Below are 22,134 nucleotides of genomic sequence, written 5' to 3'. Positions count from 1 at the left end.
GTGATGCTGATACCTCCTTAAAAAGCAGTTTATTGATGATTTAACCAATCAAGATAATGGGTGACCCCTTCATCAAGGGGTTTAAAAGGTTTGTCGTAACCTATGGTGCGTAATTTTGTGATGTCCGCCTGTGTAAAAGTTTGATAGCAACCTTTTAGATTTTCTGGAAAATCTACATATTGCACAGGTTTGCTATTATGATAGGCCACCACGGTATCCGCTAATGTTTGAAATGATGCGGCATGCCCTGTCCCGCAATTAAAAATACCCGAAATCTGATTTTGCCAACACCATAGGTTTATCTGTGCGACGTCATCGACAAAAATAAAATCGCGTTTAAATTGTTCACTGCCCAAAAACAATTGAGGAGGTTTACCTGCTTTTATTTGTTTATCAAGATGAAAAACGACACTGGCCATACTGCCTTTATGGGTCTCACGAGGGCCATACACATTAAAATAACGAAACCCACAGATCGGTGCTCTGGCTTTAGGCCATATTTTTCGCACATATTGATCAAACAAAAATTTAGAATAGCCATAGATATTTAAAGGTTTTTCATATTGAGGCTCTTCTATAAAACAATCTGTTCTTCCACCGTAAACCGCCGCGGAAGAGGCATATAAGAAAGGAATGCAGGCTTTTAAACAAAAATGCAACAATGTTTTTGAATATTCATAGTTATTTTTCATCATAAACTGGCCATCCCATTCCATCGTAGATGAGCAGGCCCCTAAATGAAAAATAGCCTCAATATTTCCTAAAACCTCTTTTGCCCTTACAGAAGTAATAAAATCATCTTTATCTCTGTAATCTGCGATTTTTAAATCAACCAAATTAACAAATTTAGCACCCTTTTCGAGATTATCCACAACAAGGATATCCTGATACCCTATTTTATTGAGTGCGCGAACGATATTGCTCCCGATAAACCCTGCACCACCTGTGACAATAATCATGCTATTTTTTCCCCTTCGTTTATTTTTCAATGTTAACCAGGATCATAACATTTTACTTTTTTATTTTATGAAAGATTACAAATGTCTTTATTTTATTGCCTTCCATTGCAACTCATTCATTAATATAATGAATCGAACATATTGTTATGAGGGGCGACACCTTCTTAAATTTTAAACTTAATGCCTTAGTTATAGTATCTAATTCTTTTATCCTCTCCTTGAGAAACCTGTGAACCAGATTATTCTTGATTTACAAATTGCTTGCGTTGACAACCAAGGATTGCCTAATGAAAATGATTTTCAGCTTTGGTTATCCTCTGCCATTTCTCCTTTTAAAAAAAATGCCGAAGTCACTATTCGGCTGGTGGATGAAATAGAAAGTAGACAATTAAATTTTCAATATCGCCAGATAGACAAACCGACCAATGTCTTGTCTTTTCCCTTTATCTCTCCCGTGCAGGTACCACTACCCCTCCTTGGAGATCTCATTATTTGCCGTCAAATCGTTGAAAAAGAAGCGGTATTGCAAAAAAAAGCATTATGGGCTCATTGGGCTCATATGGTTGTCCATGGCGCACTTCATCTGCTAGGGTATGATCACATTTTGAACGATGATGCAAAAAAAATGGAATCGATAGAAACTGAAATCATGATGTATTTGGGATATCCAAACCCTTATGATTAAAATATGTTTACAATATCAGCATAAGCTTAAATCTCATTTCTTTCATTCAGGAGTCAAATTAATTAAAACGCTATGAGCGATGATAATTTAGAAAACGATGCTAACAGCCCTTCGAAAAAAGGATTTTTTACTTCTTTTTTTAGTCAACTATTTCATGATGAACCTAAAAATAAGGATGATTTAGTCGAATTAATCAGAGATTCTGAACAAAACGATCTGATTGATCCTGACACACGCAACATGTTGGAAGGCGTGATGGATATTTCCGAACAACGTGTCCGTGACATTATGATCCCCCGTTCTCAAATGGTGACATTAAAGCGTAACCAGACGCTTGATCAATGTCTTGATGTCATCATTGAATCAGCCCATTCGCGTTTTCCTGTCATCAGCGAAGATAAAGATCACATTGAAGGCATCTTAATGGCAAAGGATCTCCTGCCATTTATGTTAGAAGACTCTCAGCCTTTTTCTATTGATCTTGTATTACGCAATGCAGTGGTTGTGCCTGAAAGCAAGCCTGTTGATAAAATGCTCAAAGAGTTTCAACTACGCCGCTATCATATCGCCATTGTCATTGATGAATTTGGCTCTATTTCTGGCCTGGTCACCATAGAGGATATTTTAGAGCTGATTGTTGGGGAAATTGAAGATGAATATGATGATACTGAAGATTCTGATATACGCCAGTTAAGTCAGCATACTTACACGCTAAGAGCGTTAACTGAAATAAAAGATTTTAATGCTGTATTCGGTACTCATTTTAATGACGATGAAGTGGACACTATGGGTGGATTGATCATGCAGGCATTTGGTCATCTACCCTCTCGAGGTGAAACAATAATGATAGAAGGCTATTTATTTAAAGTTGTTAAAGCAGATAACAGACGTATTATTCAATTGAATGTTAAAATTTCGGATAATGTTCAAAAACCAAATTTGGCCGCACTTTAACGTGATCTTTTTTTAATTTAAAAATCAAGGCGTCATAAAAAATCATTCACCTAACCAGGGTTAAGCAATTGTCAGAGAAACCCCATTTTATGTCTCAAGTTCGATCTTTTTTTTCTACGACATTATTAACATCTCGCTGGGCATGCGTGTTTTTTGCTTTACTATTTGGGATCGCTGGCACCTTCTCGTTTTCTCCCTTTCATTTTTGGCCAGCGGCAATTCTCTCTTTGTTTGGCTTACTAAGCCTGACACTCAATCGCTCAATCAAACAGTCGGCACTCATTGGTTTTTGTTGGGGGCTTGGTCTTTTTGGGAGTGGGATCAGTTGGGTTTATGTCAGTATTTTTCAATTTGGCGGTATGTCTGCCCCCATCAGCTTGTTTATTGTTCTGTTGCTGGTGGCTTATTTGTCTCTTTATGTTCTTTTATTTTCATGCCTACTCGGGGCTTTATGTCCTCAAACCACCTGGTGGCGTTTAACTCTGGCGGCTCCAGTCTTCTGGCAAATCACAGAATATCTACGCGGATCGATCTTTACCGGTTTTCCCTGGCTACAATTTGGTTACACTCAAATTCAAGGCCCACTTCAAGGCATTGCCCCGATCTTAGGTGTAGAAGGCATCACTTTCATCCTTATGATCGTCACTGGCCTGTTGGCCTATGCCTGGCATCAAAGATTGAAAATCGCCTTGCTACTTGCGTTGGCTTTCTTATTTCTGCCCTGGCCTTTGCGTTATCTCGACTGGTTTACACCCGAGCCTAAAAAAGCAGTCCAGGTTGCTTTAGTACAAGGAAATATTGATCAGGCCATTAAAATGGACATCCATTCAGTCAACGATATTTTGCAAATATATAAAAATGAAACCTTACCTGACATCGATAAAGCGTCCATTATTATTTGGCCTGAATCTGCCATTCCCGACATCGAAAAAAATCAAAAAACATTCTTAAAAGAAATGGATGAGTTGCTTAGAAACCACCATGCCAGTTTGATTACGGGTATATTGGGGGAACAAAAATCTTCAGCTGCTCCTATTCATGATCTCCTTTTTAATAAAGTGATTGTTATTGGAGAGAAAAAACCCTATGAATATCCAGCGATGAACAGCTATGAAAAACATCATCTCGTTCCGTTTGGGGAATTTATTCCGCTCGAAAATATGTTGCATCGCTTAATACCTTTTTTTAATCGACCCATGTCTTCTTTTAGTTCAGGTCGCTATGAGCAAGCGCCTTTAAACGTCAAAGGACTCAATGTTATTACTGCGATTTGTTATGAAATTATCTTGGGGCAACAAATAAGAGATAATTTTCAACCCAATGCTGATTTTTTATTAACCATTTCGAATGATGCCTGGTTTGGTCACTCGATTGGGCCTTGGCAACATTTTCAAATGGCTCGAATGAGAGCATTGGAATTGGGTCGTCCTCTGCTGCGAGTCACCAACACGGGGGTTACCGCCCTGATTGGACCCAGGGGTAATGTATTGGCACAGTTGCCTCAATTTACTCGTCAAGTATTGAAGGCAACACTGATACCCACGTCTGGAATCACCCCTTATGCCCGTTTTGGGATTTGGCCATTATGGAGCATGGCCCTGATTATGGGGGGTATCGCACTTTATTGCAGTTTACATACGAGTTTTGGGCTCAATAAAAAAGGAAAACGCGAACAATGAGACTTTGTGATCATGATATAGAACGTTGGCTGGATGAAAAAAAATTAACCATTACACCTCGTCCTCCTGCAAAACATATCAACGGGGCAACCGTTGACATACGTCTAGGGCACGAATTTCGGGTTTTTGTGGGCCACAAGGCGCCTTTCATCGATCTCAGTGCCCCAAAAGAGGAGATTAATCATGCACTCGATCAAATCATGAGCGACAAAATTGTTCTCAAAGAAAAGGAATGTTTTTTCCTGCATCCAGGGGAGCTGGCTCTTGCTGTTACTTTAGAATCCGTTACCATACCGGACGATTTAGTAGGCTGGCTGGATGGTCGTTCTTCTTTAGCCCGTCTCGGTTTAATGGTTCATGTCACCGCTCACCGGATTGATCCAGGATGGCGCGGGCAAATTGTGCTGGAATTTTATAATTCAGGAAAATTACCACTGGGGCTTCGCCCGGGGATGCTCATTGGGGCCCTGAGTTTTGAACTGCTTTCTGGTCAAGCAAAACGCCCTTATCATCAGCGTCAAGATGCAAAATATCACAACCAGAAAGGAGCAGTAGCCAGTCGGATTGACAAAGACTGACGAAAGCGTAAGGCAATAAAAATAGAGTACAAAACATTTATATTTTCGATGACGCTTTTTTATCGACATTAAGAGAACTTTATGAAAAAACTAATGACAGTATTTATTATTGTGTTGGTGCTCCTGGCAGGCGGAATGACAGCATTAGTCGTTTTATTAAATCCAAATGATTTTCGTGGTTATCTGGCTCAGCAAATTGAAAAAAGAAGTGGATATCAACTGGCACTCGAAGGGGATCTTCGATGGCATGTCTGGCCTCAACTGAGCGTGATAGCAGGTCAAATGTCACTGACGGCACCAGGCGCAAAAAAATCGATTATCAGCGCACAAAATATGCGTTTAGATGTGGAACTTTGGCCACTTTTGTCTCATCAATTAAAAGTAAAACAGGTCAGCTTGAAAGGGGCCAGAATCAACTTAATCCCTGAGAGTCAACCTAAAACACCTAAAAATTTGCCTACGGTCTCAAAGGAAGAGGTTGATTCTGATCACGCTTCTACTTCTAACTGGAAGCTGGGCATTGATAAAGTTCAATTAATGGACAGTCTACTGATTTGGCAAAAAGAGGATGAAGCTCAAATTAATGTACGAAACGTGAACCTTGACTTAGTACAAAATGAAAATAAACAAGTCAAAATATCGCTTTTAAGCCAGATCAATAGAGATCAACGAGACTTAACCGTTTCTTTAAAAGCCGCTGTTGATCTGCATCAATATCCTCAAAAATGGGATGCTGATATCCAGCAATTAAGTTATCAGTTACAAGGGGCAGATCTTCCTGTCAATGGCATCAAAGGAACAATGACTTTACAGGCACAGTATGATAAGCCGTCTGAAAAATTAACATTCAACCAGCTGAATTTCAGCGCAAATAACAACCACTTTATCGGAAATGCAGAAGCAATTTTATCTTCAATTCCCACTTATCTTATTCGTCTTAGAGCCCAAAATATTAATTTAGATGAAATCTTGGGCTGGACGCCTTTAAAAAAAGACAACACAAAAAATCAAAGCACGTCTGCTGTTACAGTGCCCACCCCCGTCATTGCTACAACTACAGATAATAATGAGGATTTATCACAAAATTTACAGGTATTACGTGATTTTAATACCGATTTTTTATTGAACATAGATCAAATCTCCTATCAAGGGATAAAAGTAAAAAACATCAAATTAGCCTTAAAAAATCATCAAGGTCGATTATCATTAAACCCATTATCCGGTGAGCTATTTGAAGGAAATTTTTTGCTGAACGCAACAGCAGACCTGACCAAGAAAAAAATGCAGATGACTCTCAATCCCACTTTAAAAAATATTGATTTAAAATCCTTATTACAGGGATTGTCTTTATCACCTCTGATATCGGGCAAAGCTTCTTTAAAAGGGATATTTTCTGGTCATGGCCTCAATCTACAAGCCTTTATGACCCAATGGAAAGGGGATGCAAAAATCGTCATGCAGCCTGTTCAATTCAATGGGGTGAACATACAGCAATTAATTGAACAAACGGTCGCTAAAAACATGCATGTTGCCAATGTCGAAAAAATTTATAAGCCTTACACCGACATTCAAAAACTGGAAAGTGATCTCAAATTAAACGCGGGCAAATTAGAAATAAACCATTTAAAAGCGGATTCTCATTTCGTTTCTATTAAGGGTAAAGGGATATTTAATTTGCCTGAACAACAATCTAACATGAATTTAAATGTACGGTTATTACAAGGTTTCAAAGGACAGGCAGACTGGATAAAAACGTTACAGGACATTGATGTGCCCTTACACATTTATGGCCCGTGGGCTCACTTACAATACCGAATAGATGTCCAATCTTTATTGAATAAAAATCTGAAAGGACAATTTCAGAAAAAATTAAACCATTGGTTTAAAGAACGGTTGAATGAAAGCAGATAAAAATAGTACCTGTTGTAACAATCACTGAGAGCAGCAACTTCTGCGTTGTCAGCTCTCTGATAAACCAGGGCGCTCATCATCCTCATGTCATTCTACTGGCCATTCCGTGGCTGAATTTTGTACGTCTTGAATCCGCTGCCATCGCTATCGTTTTGCAAGAGATGTCATCACAATAAGCCCTAAATAAAAAATACTTTAAGATCATTTCACTTTCTTTGAATCACAAGGTTGCAATATGCCTCAAAAATTAAAAGCGATTATCCCTGTTGCAGGATTGGGGACCCGCATGCTGCCTGCGACCAAGGCGATTCCCAAAGAAATGTTACCTGTGGTGGATAAGCCTATCATTCAATACATTGTGAATGAATCTGTATTAGCGGGGGTCAAAGAAATTGTGCTGGTCACCCATTCATCAAAAAATGCGATAGAAAATCATTTTGATACTTCTTTTGAACTCGAAGCAGTTTTAGAGGCTCGAGTAAAACGGCAATTATTACAAGAAGTGCAAAATATCTGCCCATCCGATGTCACCATCATGCACATACGACAGGGACAGGCTAAAGGACTAGGACATGCCATACTCTGTGCTCGCCCCATCATAGGGGACGCCCCTTTTGTCATCCTGCTACCAGATGTACTCCTGGAGACACCTTCTGTGGATTGCTTAAAAGAAAATCTCACCTGCATGATGGAACGCTTTGCAGAGACAGCGCGAAGTCAAATTATGGTCGCACCTATTCCTCTAGAAGATGTTTGTAAATACGGTATAGCTGATTGTGGGAACGTCATTGTTTTTCCAGGTCAGGCGGCTTTGATAAAAGCCATGATAGAAAAACCTTCACCAAAAGACACCCCCTCTCATTTGGCCGTGGTAGGCCGTTATGTTTTATCCTCAGACATTTGGCCCCTACTGGAAAAAACCTCGCCCGGGGCGGGGGGAGAAATTCAACTTACCGATGCCATTGATATGTTAATAGAAACACAACCTGTGGAAGCCTTTCATATGACTGGGAAATGGCATGACTGCGGCGACAAACTAGGTTATATGAAAGCTTTTGTAGAGTACGCTCTGCGTCATGAAACAGAAGGCTCCGCATTTTTAAATTGGTTAAAAAATCAAAATTTTTAAAACATTCACTCTTCTTCTTTTTTATTCAATAAAAACCACGTTTTTTAAAATAGGAATTCATATGCGCAAGCAACAGATAGGTGTCATAGGTATGGCGGTCATGGGCCGTAACCTGGCACTTAATATTGAAAACCAAGGTTATTCTGTCTCCATCTTTAACCGTTCTCATGAAAAAACAGACCAGGTTATCGAAGAAAATCCAGAAAAAAATCTGCTCCCTTGTTACAGCTTAAAAGAGCTTGCGGAATCACTGGCAACACCTCGCCGGATCCTGCTGATGGTCCAATCAGGATCCGCAACAGACGACACCATTCGCGCACTGACGCCATATTTAAATCAAGGAGATACTTTAATTGATGGAGGAAACAGTCACTATCAGGACACTATTCGAAGAAGTGAAGAATTATTAAAACAAGGGTTTTATTTCATGGGGGTCGGCGTCTCAGGAGGTGAAGAAGGCGCTTTAAAAGGCCCCTCGATTATGCCAGGGGGGCAAAAAGAAGCTTATGAATTAATGGCTCCTATGTTCAAAAAAATCGCCGCAAAAGCCGAAGGAGAACCTTGTGTCAAGTACATCGGCCCAAATGGTGCAGGTCATTATGTAAAAATGGTGCATAACGGCATAGAATACGGGGATATGCAACTGATTGCTGAAGCTTATTCTTTGTTAAAGCAAGGCTTAAACCTCAAAAATTTTGAGCTATCAGATATTTTTAAACAATGGAATCAAGGTGAACTTAGCAGTTATCTTATTGAAATAACAGCAGATATTTTTTGCAAAAAAGATGAGCATGGCCATGATCTCATAGACTTCATCCTAGATGAGGCCGCCAACAAAGGCACAGGTAAATGGACCAGTCAAAGTGCTTTAGATCTCGGAATTCCTTTAAGTCTCATAACAGAATCCGTATTTGCGCGTTATTTATCCTCTTTAAAAACACAAAGAATCGCGGCAGCTAAAGTACTAACAGGGCCCAAAATTCAGCCATTTCACGGGCAAAAAGCAGAATTTATTGAAAAAATACGATCTGCTCTGTATTTAGGAAAAATCGTTTCTTATGCGCAAGGATTTCAACAACTACAAACAGCCTCTGAAAAAAACGACTGGAACTTAAATTACGGCGACATTGCGAGTATTTTTCGTGCTGGCTGCATTATTCGCGCTCGATTTTTACAAAAAATAACAGAGGCTTATCATCAAAAACCAAACATTTCCAATCTGTTACTTGCAGAATATTTCAAAAAAATTGCGGATCATTATCAGCAGGCATTGCGTGATATCGTCTCTTATGCGGTACAAAATGGTATTCCCGTTCCCGCTTTTTCTGCGGCCATCACTTACTACGACAGTTATCGCTCGGCACTATTACCAGCTAATTTAATTCAGGCTCAAAGAGATTATTTTGGGGCACACACTTATAAACGTAATGACAGTGGTCAGGCGGTCTTTCATACAAATTGGGTAACCGATTAACTCAAAAACCATCAGCTGATTGAATCAGCTATTGATATAAAATGCGAAGCAGATCACATCTTGTGGTTTATGAATGAAAAATATGAAAAATTTCTGTGCACCAGATCCAAAATTTGCTGATCCACGCTGGAAATCAAATCCCCGGCCAATACACTGGCTTCATGAAACCTTTTATTATAAAAAAGCAAAAAGGCATCAGCCTGGTTGAGCTCTTATTTGCAATTTTTTTAATTTCAATCATAACAAATTGGAGTGTACGAAGTTGGTACAGCCACCAGCAAAAAGAACGCTTACTGATCACGGCTCGTTCTTTGCTTATTTTTTTAAATCAACTTCAGGCAAATGCCTATTGGTATAATCGAACTGATTTTTTATGGGTTTATTATCATTCTGGCACTTGGTGTATTGGCAGTGGAAACATGGAATTGAATGCGTGTGAAAAATCAAAAAATTCGATTTACAAGCCCGATTACAAGGATATTTCCCTGTCTCATTTCCCACTCAAAAACATGGCTTTTTATGGGCGACGTAATACCGCACAGCCAGGCCATTTTACTCTGACCAATTCAGAGGGGTGCATTCGACTCATTATTTCAAAACAGGGCAGAATAAGACTATGCAGTCAAAATAAAAAAATAGCGGATCTTCCGTTATGTCGTTAAGAAGAAAAGGGGTGCCATTAAATGAAAAACAAACAAGTAAAAAAGGGTTTACCCTGATCGAACTGCTTCTGGCGCTCAGCTTTGGAAGCTTCATTATACTGAGCAGTGCAAAAATTTATCCACACTTCAGATATCAAACAAAATTTTTACAAGAATCTTTTCGCCTTGATCAAGCGATGAGGCAACTCATGTTTTCGATTGAAAAAGATCTCAGAAGAGCTGGGTTTTGTAATGGCCAATGCCCAGGGATGATCCTGCGCATTGGCCAATATCCTGGTGAAATGAAAAATTCATGCATTATCTTGTCTTATGACCTTAATAAAAATGGAAAACTAGAAGGAGAACAGCATCGTGAGTCTGAATATTTTGGTTATCGTCTACGTAAAGGTGTTTTAGAAATACAACGAGGGCAATTACATTGTTCTGGTCATGGTTGGGAAAAAATATCTGATCCGCAAGAAATAAAAATAACGCATTTTAGTATTACTCAGCTTCCCAAATCGAGATTAGGCACATTATTTAAAACAGATTTCTTTGCCAATAATCACACAAAGAAACCGCCCATTCAGCGTCAGATTAACAGTGTGATTAACAATAAAAATTTATGAAACGGCCTTATCAAAAAGGAACTGGCACCTTAATATCTGTGCTCATCATTTTCACCATGGGCCTATTATTATTGACGGCTTTACAAAGAGAACTGGAAGGCGCCTTCAACATCAGCGGCCAAGAGCGCTTTTATTTAAAAGCATACAATCAGGCGGCCTCATCGCTCAGTTGGGGAGTAAGCAAACAGTGGCCATTAAGATCACTTTCACAGAGAACCTCTAGACGCCATCAAGGCTGGTATTGTGAAACAGAACAAATCAATCAATTAAAATCCTGCATTAAGCCGATGTTAGAGATCGGTATTTTTTTGATAAAAGGGGAAAGTATATTGGGGAACAGATCAGAAAAAATCATCCTTTATCAAAGTGCCCAAACAAACGAAATGCCTAACACCACAGAGCAAAAATTAGTCCCTGTCACAGGAGGATGGCTCGATTTTTGCCCTGTAAAAAATGAAAAATTTTGTCTGGACTAAGCCGATAAAAAACTGCAGATAACGATCGTCAAAAAGAGAGCATGAAAAAAAATAAAAAATTACAATTCAATTTATTAACTTCTCAAAAAGGTTTTAGTGTGTTTGAGGCATTGATTGCAGCTCTGCTATTTTCTATCTCTGCGCTTGGATTGTTAGAATATCAACAAAAATTACTACAGGGATTTCAACGTCAATGGCAAATGAGACAAGCAAGTGCACTTATTCAACAAAATATCGAAATTTTTTCAGAGACTCACCACCCTGTTTTTTCAAAATTAACAAACCCAACATCAGGTTGGAAACTTGAAAAAATCCCAAGAAGAGTTAATGCAAATTGCATCAACTTTCATGTTGAAGCAACATCGCCACAGAATCAAAAATTTTCTTTAAATCGCTGGTTTTGTGAATGATAGAGAAAATTCAATCCTTTACCTTAAGAGCAAATAAAGCGTTCTCAATGGAGAAAAAATGTTTATCACTTATCATTCCAATCAACTGGATTTATTAAAAACATTAACAAGCACATTGATAGAAAAAGAACCTCTAAAAAATCCTTTTCAAAAAGAAATCATATTGGTACAAAGCCCGGGGATGGCTCAGTGGTTACAAATTCAACTCGCACAATCTTTAGGCATTTCAGCAAATATTCAGTTTCCTCTTCCTGCGACCTTTATTTGGGATATGTTCACCAAAGTTCTAAAAAACATTCCAAAAGAAAGCCCTTTTAACAAAGATGCCATGACATGGAAACTGATGTGTTTACTGCCTGATTTATTACAAAATCCTATATTTGCATCCATAAAACATTATCTACAAGACGACGAAGATAAACAAAAAATTCATCAATTGGCGATACGGATTGCCGATCTGTTTGATCAATATCTGGTTTATCGCTCAGAATGGTTAGACGGGTGGGAAAACGGCAAAAAATTTGACGACCTCAATAAAAACCAAGATTGGCAGGCCGCTTTATGGGTCTCATTAATACGCTACTCTCGGCAACTTGAACAACCAGAATGGCATCGTGCTCGCCTATATCAAAGATTTATCCAAGCCCTAAATAAAAATGATGTTGACTCTGATCTTTTACCCAAAAGGGTCTTTATTTTCGGTATCTCTACCTTACCCCCCATTTACTTAAAAGGTTTAGAAGCATTAAGTAGACACATGGATATCCATTTCATGTTTAACAACCCTTGTCGTTATTTTTGGGGCGATATTCAAAACTATGACATTCTGGCTAAATTAAACATCAAAAATACCAGCAGTGATTTACGCAATATTGAGGAAGAACAAATCAACCCCTTACTTGCATCTTGGGGGCGACTAGGCAGAGACCATCTCTATTTATTATCTCAAATAGAAGGGCTCCAAGAAATTCACGCTTTTGTTGACATTGAGCCAGATAACTTACTTCATGCGCTACAACATGACATGTTAGAGTTCAAAAATCAGGCGACCCGTCACTTTTCTGAATCAAACTCTCATCACAACAAAAAACGTTTACTGGATATCAACGATCGCTCTATCGGTGTTCATTCTTGTCACAGTCAACAAAGAGAAGTGGAAATCTTACAGGATCAACTTCTGAATTTATTTTCTGAGGATCCTGCTTTGACTCCCAGAGATGTCATTGTGATGGTCGCAGACATCGATAATTATGCGCCCTATATACAAGCCGTATTTAGCAATGCTTCTTTAGAACGCTATCTACCTTTTGCTATTTCAGACAGAAAAATGACACAGGTTCATCCTGTCTTACAGACTTTTATAAAATTGCTTGATTTACCACAAAGTCGATTCAGTTCTGAACAAGTATTGGGATTATTGGAAATTTCTGCGCTATCTCAAAAATTTGAGATCCAGGAAAAAGAGTTATCCCTATTACGTGAATGGGTAGAAGGATCAGGCATACGTTGGGGGCTGGATAATGAAAACGTACAGGACCTCTCTTTGCCAATCACAGGTCAACATACCTGGCAATTTGGTTTAAAACGTATGTTCTTAGGTTATGCCATGGACAGCCAAGCAGGCGATTGGGAAGGCGTATTACCCTACGATGAATCCACCGGGTTGGCGGCAGAATTAATAGGGAAGTTGGCTCGACTGTTAATGATGCTAAGCATATGGCGCAAAAAATTAAAAACCTCACGCTTATTATCAGAATGGCTTCCTCTCTGTAGAGATTTATTTTACGCATTTTTTGAATCCAATGCTGAAACAGAATCTATCTTCATTCTGATAGATCAACAGTGGCAAAACATTATTCAGTACGGGCTCTCAGCCCAGTACGCCAATACAGTGCCTGTCAGCTTAATACGGCATGACTTGGTGACTCGTTTTGAGAATCAACGCATCAGCCAGCGTTTTTTAGCGGGCCCCATCAATTTTTGCACTCTGATGCCGATGCGTTCGATTCCTTTTAAAGTCGTCTGTTTACTAGGAATGAATGAAGGGATTTATCCAAGAATATTGCCTCCTCTGGGTTTCGATCTGATGGCAAAAAAAAGACAAAAAGGGGATCGTAGCCGTAGAGATGACGATCGATATCTTTTCCTTGAAGCATTATTATCAGCTCAACAATATCTGTATATCAGCTACATTGGGCGTTCTATTCAAGATAATAGTCAGCGTTACCCGTCGGTATTAGTCAGTGAATTGCTCGAATATATTGGAAACAGTTATGTTTTGCCGGGAGATGAGAATCGCAACTCTGACGAAAGCATGGCCAGGGTAATTCAGCACCTCCTTTTTTGTCATACACGAATGCCTTTTTCTGCCAAAAATTTTATTAAAGGAACAGAACAACAGAGTTATGCGATTGAATGGCTTGAGGCTGCAAAAAAACACACCCAAGAGCAAAAACAGCCTCAAGATGATTTTATTAAACCCCTAGTCTCAGAGCCTTTCTCAGAAATCACTCTAGATGAATTAATCAACTTTTACCGACATCCCATCAAAGCCTTCTTTCAACTACGCTTAGGCGTACAGTTTAGGGTAGAGCAAAAAGAGTTATCGAATGAAGAACCTTTTATCCTGGCTCCTTTAGCACGTTATCAATTTAATACAGAGCTTTTAAATGCGTTAATAGAACAGAAAAATGTTGATCAGCTGTATGCAAGAATGCAAGCGTCTGGGCGTTTACCTTTTGGTCATTTTGGTGAAATTTATTGGCAACAGCAAAAAAACGAAATGGGGTTGATAGCGAAAAAAATTCAGACAGAAACCGGGCATACAGAATTTTGTCGCCTGGAAGTCAATACAACTTTGGGTGAGAGAACCTTGTCTGGCTGGATAGCACATGCTCAAACAGATGGATTAATACGTTGGCGTCCTAGTACATTGACCATAGTTGATGGCTTGTTACTCTGGATTGAACATTTGGCTTACTGTTTATCAGGAGGTAAAGGTGAAAGCCGTATTTATGGAAAAAAAGAGTCAGTCTGGCGATTTTCTGCTTTATCACAATCCGAAGCAGAGCAACATCTCAGCCTATTCATTGAGGGATATCAAAAAGGAATGATTCAACCTCTACTGTTATTAAATCACAGTGGATGGGCATGGTTAACAAAATGTTACGATTTGAAAAATCGGCACATTTTATGGGATGAAAAAACGCAAGCAAAAGCAAAAGATCATTTATTAACCGTATTTCAAGGTAATCCTAAAACAGGGGTTAGAGGAGAAGGAGACGACCCTTACATACAGCGCCTCTTCAGATCAATCAATGACACTCATGTAGACCGTATTTTACAGGAAGCAAAAAACTATTTATTGCCAATAGCACATCACAACATCATTAAAAATGGAGTTTTCAATGAAAAAAATTCAATCACTTGACCCGATGATTTTACCGCTTTTTGGGGAACGTTTGATTGAAGCTTCTGCAGGCACGGGAAAAACCTTCACTATTGGCATACTCTATTTGCGCTTACTGCTGGGTTTGGGCGGTCATCATGCTTACATACGTCGTTTAACAGTCGAGGAGATTTTGGTAGTCACCTTTACCCAGTCCGCAACAGAAGAACTCAGGGGCAGAATTCGCTCTGAGATCTATAACTTAAGAATGGCTTGTCTTAATGAAGGGACTCAAAATGCTTTTTACCAAAAATTATTGGCAGAGATCACAGATCTTAATGCGGCGGCCTCAATACTACTGTTTGCAGAACGCAATATGGATCAAGCTGCTATTTATACAATTCATGGATTCTGCCAAAAAACTTTACTGAACAATGCATTTGAATCTGGTGTTCTTTTTAAACAAACATTCATTCAAAATGAAGACAAGCTTATTCGCCAGACTTGCGCTGATTTTTGGCGGCGCTCCTGTTATTTATTATCATTTGAAGAAGCGGTAGCAATCAGTCAAGAATGGGCTAGCCCTCAAGCATTACTTAAAGAAATTTCCCCTTACTTAGAAGGAGAAGCGCCACAATTACGTAACCCGCCTTCTGAAGACGAAAGCATTCAAAGCCGTCATCAAAAAATCATAAAACAAATCACCGAACTTAAGCTCAAATGGCAAACCACAGTTCCAGATTTAAAAACATTAATCGACAAATCGGGGGTAGATAAACGCACTTATAACAGCAGATATCTCCCGATTTGGTTAGAAAAAATCACTCAATGGGCCTATCAAGAAAGTGGGTCCTATTTTTTACCAAAGGAGTTAAACAGGTTTCGTCAATCCATTCTTTTTGAAAAAACTCAAAAAGGACATCCTCCTCAACATCCTCTTTTTTCGCTCATTGATTTTATTTTTTTTCAAGGCCTGACATTACGAGATGTCGTGCTTACAAAAGCGATTAAAGAAATTCGCCTTTCTCTTGAAAAAGAAAAACGAAGACGAGGAGAATTAAGCTTTGATGACTTACTCAAAAACCTGGATACAGCACTCAAACAAAAAGGAGGAAACTTACTATCCGAAACCATTAGAAAACAATATCCTATTGTAATAATTGATGAATTTCAGGATACCGATCCTCAACAGTATCGTATTTTTCACTCTATCTATGCTAAAAAAAAAGATTGTGGCTTATTACTGATAGGCGATCCCAAACAAGCTATTTACGCTTTTCGTGGCGCCGATATTTTCACTTATATTCGTGCACGCTCTCAAATCGCGCATCAGTACACATTAGAAACCAACTGGCGTTCTTCTCCGGCCATCGTCAAAGCAGTCAACCAGCTTTTTACTCAAATTGAGACCCCTTTTTTATTTTCACAGATCCCTTTTGTTGAAGCGATTGCTTCAGACAAAAACAGAACTTACCAATTAACAATAGATAAAAAAATACAACCTGCATTACATTTTTGGTTACAGAAAGGGGAAGGGATCACTGTTAATCAATACAAAAAATGTATGTCTAATCAATGCGCGATTGAAATAAGAGATTGGTTAACAGCAGGCCAACAAGGGCGAGCACAGCTGATGAGTGATCAGGGGGTACGCTCAGTGAAAGCAGCTGATATTGCGGTTTTAGTCAGAACCCGCACTGAAGCGGCTTTAGTAAAAAAAGCGTTAAACAGGCTGTCTATTCCTTCGGTTTATATGTCTAACAGAGACAGTGTCTTCGATACGCCAGAAGCAAAAGATCTACTATGGATTTTGCAAGCGGTGTTAGCACCTGAAATCGAAAAATTTTTACGTTGTGCTATGGCAACCAGTTTGTTGGGGTTGAACACAAACGCCTTACAGGCGCTACAGTCCGATGGGCAAGCATGGGATGCTTTGGTCGATGAATTTCATGACTATCGTCAACATTGGCAAAAAAAAGGGGTCTTACCCATGCTGAGAAAACTCATTTTTCAGCGTCGGTTGGCAGAAAACCTATTGAAAACCCAAGAGGGTGAGCGTCGTTTAACCGATTTACTACATCTCAGTGAACTGCTACAGCAAATTTCAGAGGAACTGGACAGTGAACAGGCATTAGTCAGATGGCTTGCTCAAAAGATCACAGAATTCAATGCTGAATCAGAAGATCAGAAACTGAGGCTAGAAACAGATTGTGATTTGATTCAAATTGTGACTGTTCATCAATCTAAGGGATTACAATATTCATTGGTTTGGCTCCCCTTTATAGGTTATTTTCAACATCAGCCACATGATGAACGCGCCCAAAAAGAAGTTTTTTATCATGAACCTGAACACTGTACCGCGGTTTTAGACTTTAAGGCCACCCATGAAAATAGGGCTTTAGCTGAAAAAGAAAGACTCTCAGAAGACCTACGTTTACTGTATGTCGCATTAACACGTTCTGTTTATCATTGCTCTATCGGTATTGCTCCTTTCATTAAAGGGGGAAGAAAAAAACAACGAGAAAGTGACATACATCTGAGTGCTTTGGGGTATCTGATTCAAAAAGGCATGGCAGGGGATGCTCAATATTTATCTGAAAAATTAAAGGAACTGGAAGGCGAGCATATTGCCGTTTCTTTGGCAAATCCCTCCGATTTTAGCCTTTGGCAACCAACAAAAGAACCATTACCTGAATTAACAGCCAGGCACTTTACAAGAAAAATGCAAGATCATTGGCAGGTCACCAGTTATTCGAAATTACAAGACTCTTCGAGCTTAACCCATTCAACGGTTAATCGGCTCAAAACCGATCATATTTTAATGCAAGAATTGTTGCCTTCTTTGGACACTGAAGTCATCACAGACGTCATGAACGACCCCCTTTTTTCATCAGAAAACAGCTTGAGCCCTCATACCTTTCCACGTGGAGCGATACCTGGAACATTTCTTCATGATCTATTAGAACGATTAGATTTTAGTCAATCGATTGAGATCGAATGGTTAAAGATGCAATTACTTCAAAAAGGATTTGATGAAAAATGGCTACCAATGTTGCATGATTGGTTAACAGAGATCCTGGATACCCCGCTCAATGACAAAAGAGATCTGAGTTTATCGAAATTAACAGAAAAAAATAAACAAGTTGAATTGCAATTTCATTTGCCGATCGATGCAATGTTGGAATCCTCAAACCTAGATGTGTTGATTAAAAAACACGATCCTCTTTCAGCACTGTGCTCAACATTATCTTTTCCAAAGGTGCAAGGAATATTGACGGGGTTTATTGATTTGGTTTTCTTCTGGCAAGATCAATTTTATCTTTTGGATTACAAATCTAACTGGTTAGGAACAAGCGCTAAAGCGTATCATCGTCAGTCTATAGAACAGGCGATGGCCGAACATAGATATGATTTACAGTATCAATTATATACGTTGGCGTTACATCGTTATCTACGCCATCGGATTCCGAATTATCAGTATGAACGCGATTTCGGGGGTGTTATCTATTTATTTTTACGTGGGGTTGATAGCCAAACTTTGGGACAGGGGATTTTTCATTGTTGCCCATCATTTCAGCTTATTGAAGGGCTTGATCAGCTCTTTAAAGGGGAAAAAGGAGGGGCGACAGAATGACCATGATGGGGTTATTAAATCAAGCCCTGGATCAAAAATTATTGCGTTTTCTTGATGTGCAATTTGCACAAATCATTGCTGCTCATCATTCACCTTTATTGCAGCTCGCTTGTGCTCTATTGAGCTCAGATGCCGGTGCAGGACATGTTTGTTTACCCTTAGCTCGCTTAGCCCCTGAATATTTTTTTGATGGCCGTCACCCTGAATTGGCTGAAGCTTTATGGCAAGCCGCCGGAAAACCAAATAAAAATGCATGGTTGAACGCATTTCAATCCTCCTCGCTCGTCGGTGAAGGCACTTCACCAACCCCTTTGGTCTTGGAAAAAGAACGGCTTTATTTGCAAAGAATGTGGAAAAATGAAGGTCAAGTGATTCAATTTATTTCAGATTATTCTTTAGAAAAAATGACATACCATAAAAAAGATGAATGTCGTCTCAAGCAGATCCTTGATCAACTATTCACTTCGAATGAATCTGATATTAACTTTCAAAAAGTGGCGGCTGCGGTGGCGATTACCAGTAAAGTCGCCATTATTTCAGGAGGACCAGGGACAGGAAAAACCACCACAGTGGCGAAATTACTCACCGCCTTGATACGGCTTGCAGGAGAACGGACTTTACGTATTGAACTTGCCGCGCCCACAGGAAAAGCCGCCGTACGTTTAACACAATCGCTAGGCAACGCTTATCGTGAATTATCACTGAGCGCGGGAGAATCGCGACGCTTGCCAGAAAAAGCTTGTACTTTGCACCGTTTACTTGGGGCTTACTCTAAAGGACATCAATCTCGTTATCATAAAAATAATCCATTAGATCTGGATGTTTTAGTCGTGGATGAAGCTTCTATGGTGGACTTGCCGATGTTGGCCCGATTAATTGATGCTTTACCTAACTCAGCCCAAGTCATCTTCCTTGGTGACAGAGATCAACTTGCTTCAGTAGAAGCGGGGTCTGTATTAGGAGAAATTGGGCGTTTTTTGTCTCTTGGTTACAGCACATCACGAGCGGAAGAATTAAACAGGCTGACAGGATATGATTTGAAAGGGCATCCAATAGAACATTTTCCAAATCTCTGTGTTGCTCATGTCTGTGATCAGCTTTGTTTACTCAATAAAAATTATCGTTTTGATAAAAAATCAGGGATAGGTGAACTGGCGCAAGCCGTTAACTCAGGTGAGCATCATAAAGCGCACTCTATTTTAAGGGATGTCAATAAAAAATATGTTGATATCAGACAACATGCACTGAGTGATGCTAAAGATTACCAAAAATTACTGAAAGACTGCGTTGCGGCTTATCAGCCCTATCTTGAACTGATTAAACAGGGAAAAGATCCTGAAACCATATTACATGCTTTCAATCGTTACCAACTGTTATGCGCACTGCGCACGGGCTCATTTGGTCTAGAGGGTTTAAATACACAGATTGAAAAAACTTTGTGTCATAGTGGTTTATTAAGCCTATCCCAAAAACCTTTCAATAATTCATGGTATTCCGGGCGACCTATCATGATAGAGTGCAATGACAGTTCATTAGGGTTATTTAATGGTGATCTGGGCATGACTCTTTATGATCACTCGGGTGCCTTAAGAGTGTATTTTCAATTTTCAGATGGCCACATAAAATCCGTGCAACCGAATCGTTTGCCAGCGCACAGTACGGCATACGCGATGACCGTTCATAAATCACAAGGATCTGAATTTGAACACACTGCATTGGTGTTGCCTGATCATTTTACCCCTATCGTCACCCGAGAACTGGTTTATACGGCCATCACTCGAGCTCGTCAAAAATTAACGTTATATTCCACCGATAAAGTATTGAATCATGCGATTCTAACCCCTACTCAAAGACGAAGTGGTTTAGTTGCACGGTTAAAATCTTTTTAAAAATCCAAGGAAGTTCTACTAAGGAGTTTTATGCATTGTCCTTTTTGTAATACGGTTGATACAAAAGTGATAGATTCTCGTTTGGTGTCTGAAGGGTCTCAAATTAAACGTCGACGCCAGTGTGCCATTTGTCATGAGCGCTTTACCACCTTAGAACACGCAGAGTTGGTGATGCCCCGTGTTATAAAAAACGATGATCTTCTTGAGCCTTTTAACGAACAAAAATTACGCAGCGGGATGAGAAAAGCGCTGGAAAAGCGCCCTGTCAGTACAGATGCTCTTGAAACAGCCATTCATCAAATCAAATCTCAGCTTCGTGCAACCGGAGAACCTGAAGTTCCTAGCAAAATGCTCGGGCAATTTGTGATGGAAGCCTTAAAAAAATTAGATAAAATTGCCTATATTCGCTTTGCTTCTGTTTATCGCAGTTTTGAAGATGTCCGTGAATTTGGCGAAGAAATTGCCAAGCTTCAAGACAATCCCTCCCTCCATCAAAAGGATTAAAGAAGGGCTGTTATGAAAAAAACACATTCTGCTGACTCTGTGAAATGTCAGGATGAATTTTATATGTCTTATGCACTGAGATTGGCAAGTTTGGGTCGTTTTACGACCACACCTAATCCGAATGTGGGATGTGTTCTCGTGCGTCATGGACAAGTGGTAGGTGAAGGTTATCATTTGCGTTTGGGCGAGCCCCACGCAGAAATTCACGCCCTTCAAAAAGCGGGCCGTTTAGCAAAAGGCAGTGTGGCTTACATTACTTTGGAACCTTGCTGTCATTATGGAAAAACGCCTCCTTGTGTTGAAGCCTTAATTAAAGCTGGCGTCAGGCGTGTAGTGGTTGCAATCGAAGATCCTAATCCAGAAATTGCTGGTAGAGGTTTGTATCAACTCAAGCAGGCTGGTATTGAAGTGACATCAGGAATTTTAAGCACTGAGGCTCAAGATCTGAATCCCGGATTTTTAAAACGCATGCGAACGGGCTTACCTTATATACAACTCAAAATGGCTTGTTCTCTGGATGGTCGTACGGCTATGGCATCAGGAGAGAGCCAATGGATAACCTCAGAGCAATCCCGCCAGGATGTGCAGTTTTTCAGAGCACAAAGCTCGGCCATTTTAAGTACAGGTGTCACAGTGTCAGCAGATAATCCTGCTTTAACAGTACGTTGGGAATCATTACCGAAAAAGACTCAAGCCCTCTATCCTCAAGAGAGTTTACGTCAACCCGTTAGAATTATTTTAGACAGGCACCATAAAGTGACTCCTCAACATCAGGTCGTTCAACAACCTGGAACTTGCTGGCTCATTAGAACAAAAACTGATCATCAAGATTGGCCAAATCAGGTAGAACAATGGATCTTTTCTAGTATTCAATGGCCCGATAAAAAAAATGCGATTGATTTAGGGTCATTAATGACGGCATTAGCAAAACGAGAAATGAATTTGATTTGGGTCGAAGCCGGTGCTGAGCTGGCAGGAGGATTATTAGAAGCGGGCTTGGTTGATGAATTGATTCTTTATATGGCGCCCAAGCTTCTGGGAAATACTGCTCGTGGATTATGCCAGTTACCTGGATTAAATGAATTAGCCAAGGCTCCCGAGTTTGTTTTACAAGAGGTGAAACAAATGGGACCAGACTTAAGACTACGCTTAAAACCTGATCCTGGTTTCTCAATATCAATGGGAAAATAAAAA

Annotated in this window: 17 protein-coding genes; 16 read left to right on the top strand and 1 reads right to left on the bottom strand. The window is 39.6% G+C overall.

Features of this window, described 5'->3' with window-relative positions; translation table 11 throughout:
* Positions 1-29: 29 nt before the first annotated feature.
* Positions 30-959: an ADP-glyceromanno-heptose 6-epimerase gene (gene rfaD, locus HDEF_RS00380; protein WP_012737788.1), complete on the bottom strand. Its 930-nt coding sequence runs from the start codon at positions 957-959 to the stop codon at positions 30-32.
* A 229-nt stretch (positions 960-1,188) separates the two neighbouring features.
* On the opposite strand from rfaD, the gene ybeY reads away from it, so the two are divergent.
* The 16 genes from ybeY to ribD all read left to right on the top strand — a co-directional run bounded on the left by ybeY (position 1,189) and on the right by ribD (position 22,131).
* Positions 1,189-1,644 (top strand): rRNA maturation RNase YbeY, encoded by a 456-nt coding sequence (ybeY, locus tag HDEF_RS00375; RefSeq protein WP_012737787.1) that lies wholly within the window; start codon positions 1,189-1,191, stop codon positions 1,642-1,644.
* A 72-nt stretch (positions 1,645-1,716) separates the two neighbouring features.
* Positions 1,717-2,598 carry a CNNM family magnesium/cobalt transport protein CorC gene (gene corC / locus HDEF_RS00370; RefSeq protein WP_012737786.1) on the top strand — a complete coding sequence of 294 codons (882 nt, stop codon included), beginning with the start codon at positions 1,717-1,719 and terminating at the stop codon, positions 2,596-2,598.
* Positions 2,599-2,687: 89 nt separating this feature from the next.
* Positions 2,688-4,277, top strand: a complete 1,590-nt coding sequence (gene lnt / locus HDEF_RS00365; RefSeq protein WP_012737784.1) for an apolipoprotein N-acyltransferase — start codon at positions 2,688-2,690, stop codon at positions 4,275-4,277.
* Positions 4,274-4,855, top strand: coding sequence for a dCTP deaminase (gene dcd / locus HDEF_RS00360; protein WP_012737783.1), 582 nt, complete (start codon positions 4,274-4,276; stop codon positions 4,853-4,855). Before lnt ends, dcd begins: the two co-directional genes overlap by 4 nt.
* Positions 4,856-4,936: 81 nt before the next feature.
* The gene (gene asmA, locus HDEF_RS00355) at positions 4,937-6,766 is read left to right on the top strand and encodes an outer membrane assembly protein AsmA (protein WP_012737782.1); all 1,830 of its coding nucleotides are present in this window, start codon (positions 4,937-4,939) and stop codon (positions 6,764-6,766) included.
* A gap of 235 nt (positions 6,767-7,001) precedes the next feature.
* On the top strand, positions 7,002-7,895 hold the full coding sequence (gene galU / locus HDEF_RS00350) for a UTP--glucose-1-phosphate uridylyltransferase GalU (protein WP_012737781.1): 894 nt from the start codon (positions 7,002-7,004) through the stop codon (positions 7,893-7,895).
* 61 nt (positions 7,896-7,956) lie between these two features.
* Positions 7,957-9,369: a decarboxylating NADP(+)-dependent phosphogluconate dehydrogenase gene (gnd, locus tag HDEF_RS00345; protein ID WP_012737780.1), complete on the top strand. Its 1,413-nt coding sequence runs from the start codon at positions 7,957-7,959 to the stop codon at positions 9,367-9,369.
* Between the two features lie 161 nt (positions 9,370-9,530).
* On the top strand, positions 9,531-10,031 hold the full coding sequence (locus tag HDEF_RS00340; RefSeq protein WP_012737778.1) for a prepilin peptidase-dependent protein: 501 nt from the start codon (positions 9,531-9,533) through the stop codon (positions 10,029-10,031).
* Positions 10,022-10,639, top strand: coding sequence for a prepilin peptidase-dependent protein (locus HDEF_RS00335; protein WP_012737777.1), 618 nt, complete (start codon positions 10,022-10,024; stop codon positions 10,637-10,639). Before HDEF_RS00340 ends, HDEF_RS00335 begins: the two co-directional genes overlap by 10 nt.
* Before the next feature lie 38 nt (positions 10,640-10,677).
* Positions 10,678-11,115 (top strand): YgdB family protein, encoded by a 438-nt coding sequence (locus tag HDEF_RS00330; protein ID WP_234809412.1) that lies wholly within the window; start codon positions 10,678-10,680, stop codon positions 11,113-11,115.
* 41 nt (positions 11,116-11,156) lie between these two features.
* Positions 11,157-11,525 (top strand): prepilin-type N-terminal cleavage/methylation domain-containing protein, encoded by a 369-nt coding sequence (locus tag HDEF_RS00325; protein ID WP_012737775.1) that lies wholly within the window; start codon positions 11,157-11,159, stop codon positions 11,523-11,525.
* Between the two features lie 58 nt (positions 11,526-11,583).
* Positions 11,584-14,955 carry an exodeoxyribonuclease V subunit gamma gene (gene recC / locus HDEF_RS00320; protein ID WP_012737774.1) on the top strand — a complete coding sequence of 1,124 codons (3,372 nt, stop codon included), beginning with the start codon at positions 11,584-11,586 and terminating at the stop codon, positions 14,953-14,955.
* Entirely contained in the window at positions 14,921-18,547 is a 3,627-nt protein-coding gene (gene recB, locus HDEF_RS00315) for an exodeoxyribonuclease V subunit beta (RefSeq protein WP_012737773.1), read from the top strand. The genes recC and recB overlap by 35 nt, the downstream gene beginning before the upstream one ends.
* Positions 18,548-18,549: 2 nt before the next feature.
* Entirely contained in the window at positions 18,550-20,436 is a 1,887-nt protein-coding gene (recD, locus tag HDEF_RS00310) for an exodeoxyribonuclease V subunit alpha (protein WP_012737772.1), read from the top strand.
* 30 nt (positions 20,437-20,466) lie between these two features.
* Positions 20,467-20,940, top strand: coding sequence for a transcriptional regulator NrdR (gene nrdR / locus HDEF_RS00305; protein ID WP_012737771.1), 474 nt, complete (start codon positions 20,467-20,469; stop codon positions 20,938-20,940).
* A 12-nt stretch (positions 20,941-20,952) separates the two neighbouring features.
* Complete coding sequence (gene ribD / locus HDEF_RS00300; RefSeq protein ID WP_012737770.1) at positions 20,953-22,131, top strand: bifunctional diaminohydroxyphosphoribosylaminopyrimidine deaminase/5-amino-6-(5-phosphoribosylamino)uracil reductase RibD; 1,179 nt, start codon at positions 20,953-20,955, stop codon at positions 22,129-22,131.
* Positions 22,132-22,134: the final 3 nt, after the last annotated feature.

It is taken from the genome of Candidatus Hamiltonella defensa 5AT (Acyrthosiphon pisum), from assembly GCF_000021705.1.
GTDB classification, from domain to species: Bacteria; Pseudomonadota; Gammaproteobacteria; order Enterobacterales; family Enterobacteriaceae; genus Hamiltonella; species Hamiltonella defendens.
This window is presented reverse-complemented; position numbering and strand designations above follow the sequence as displayed.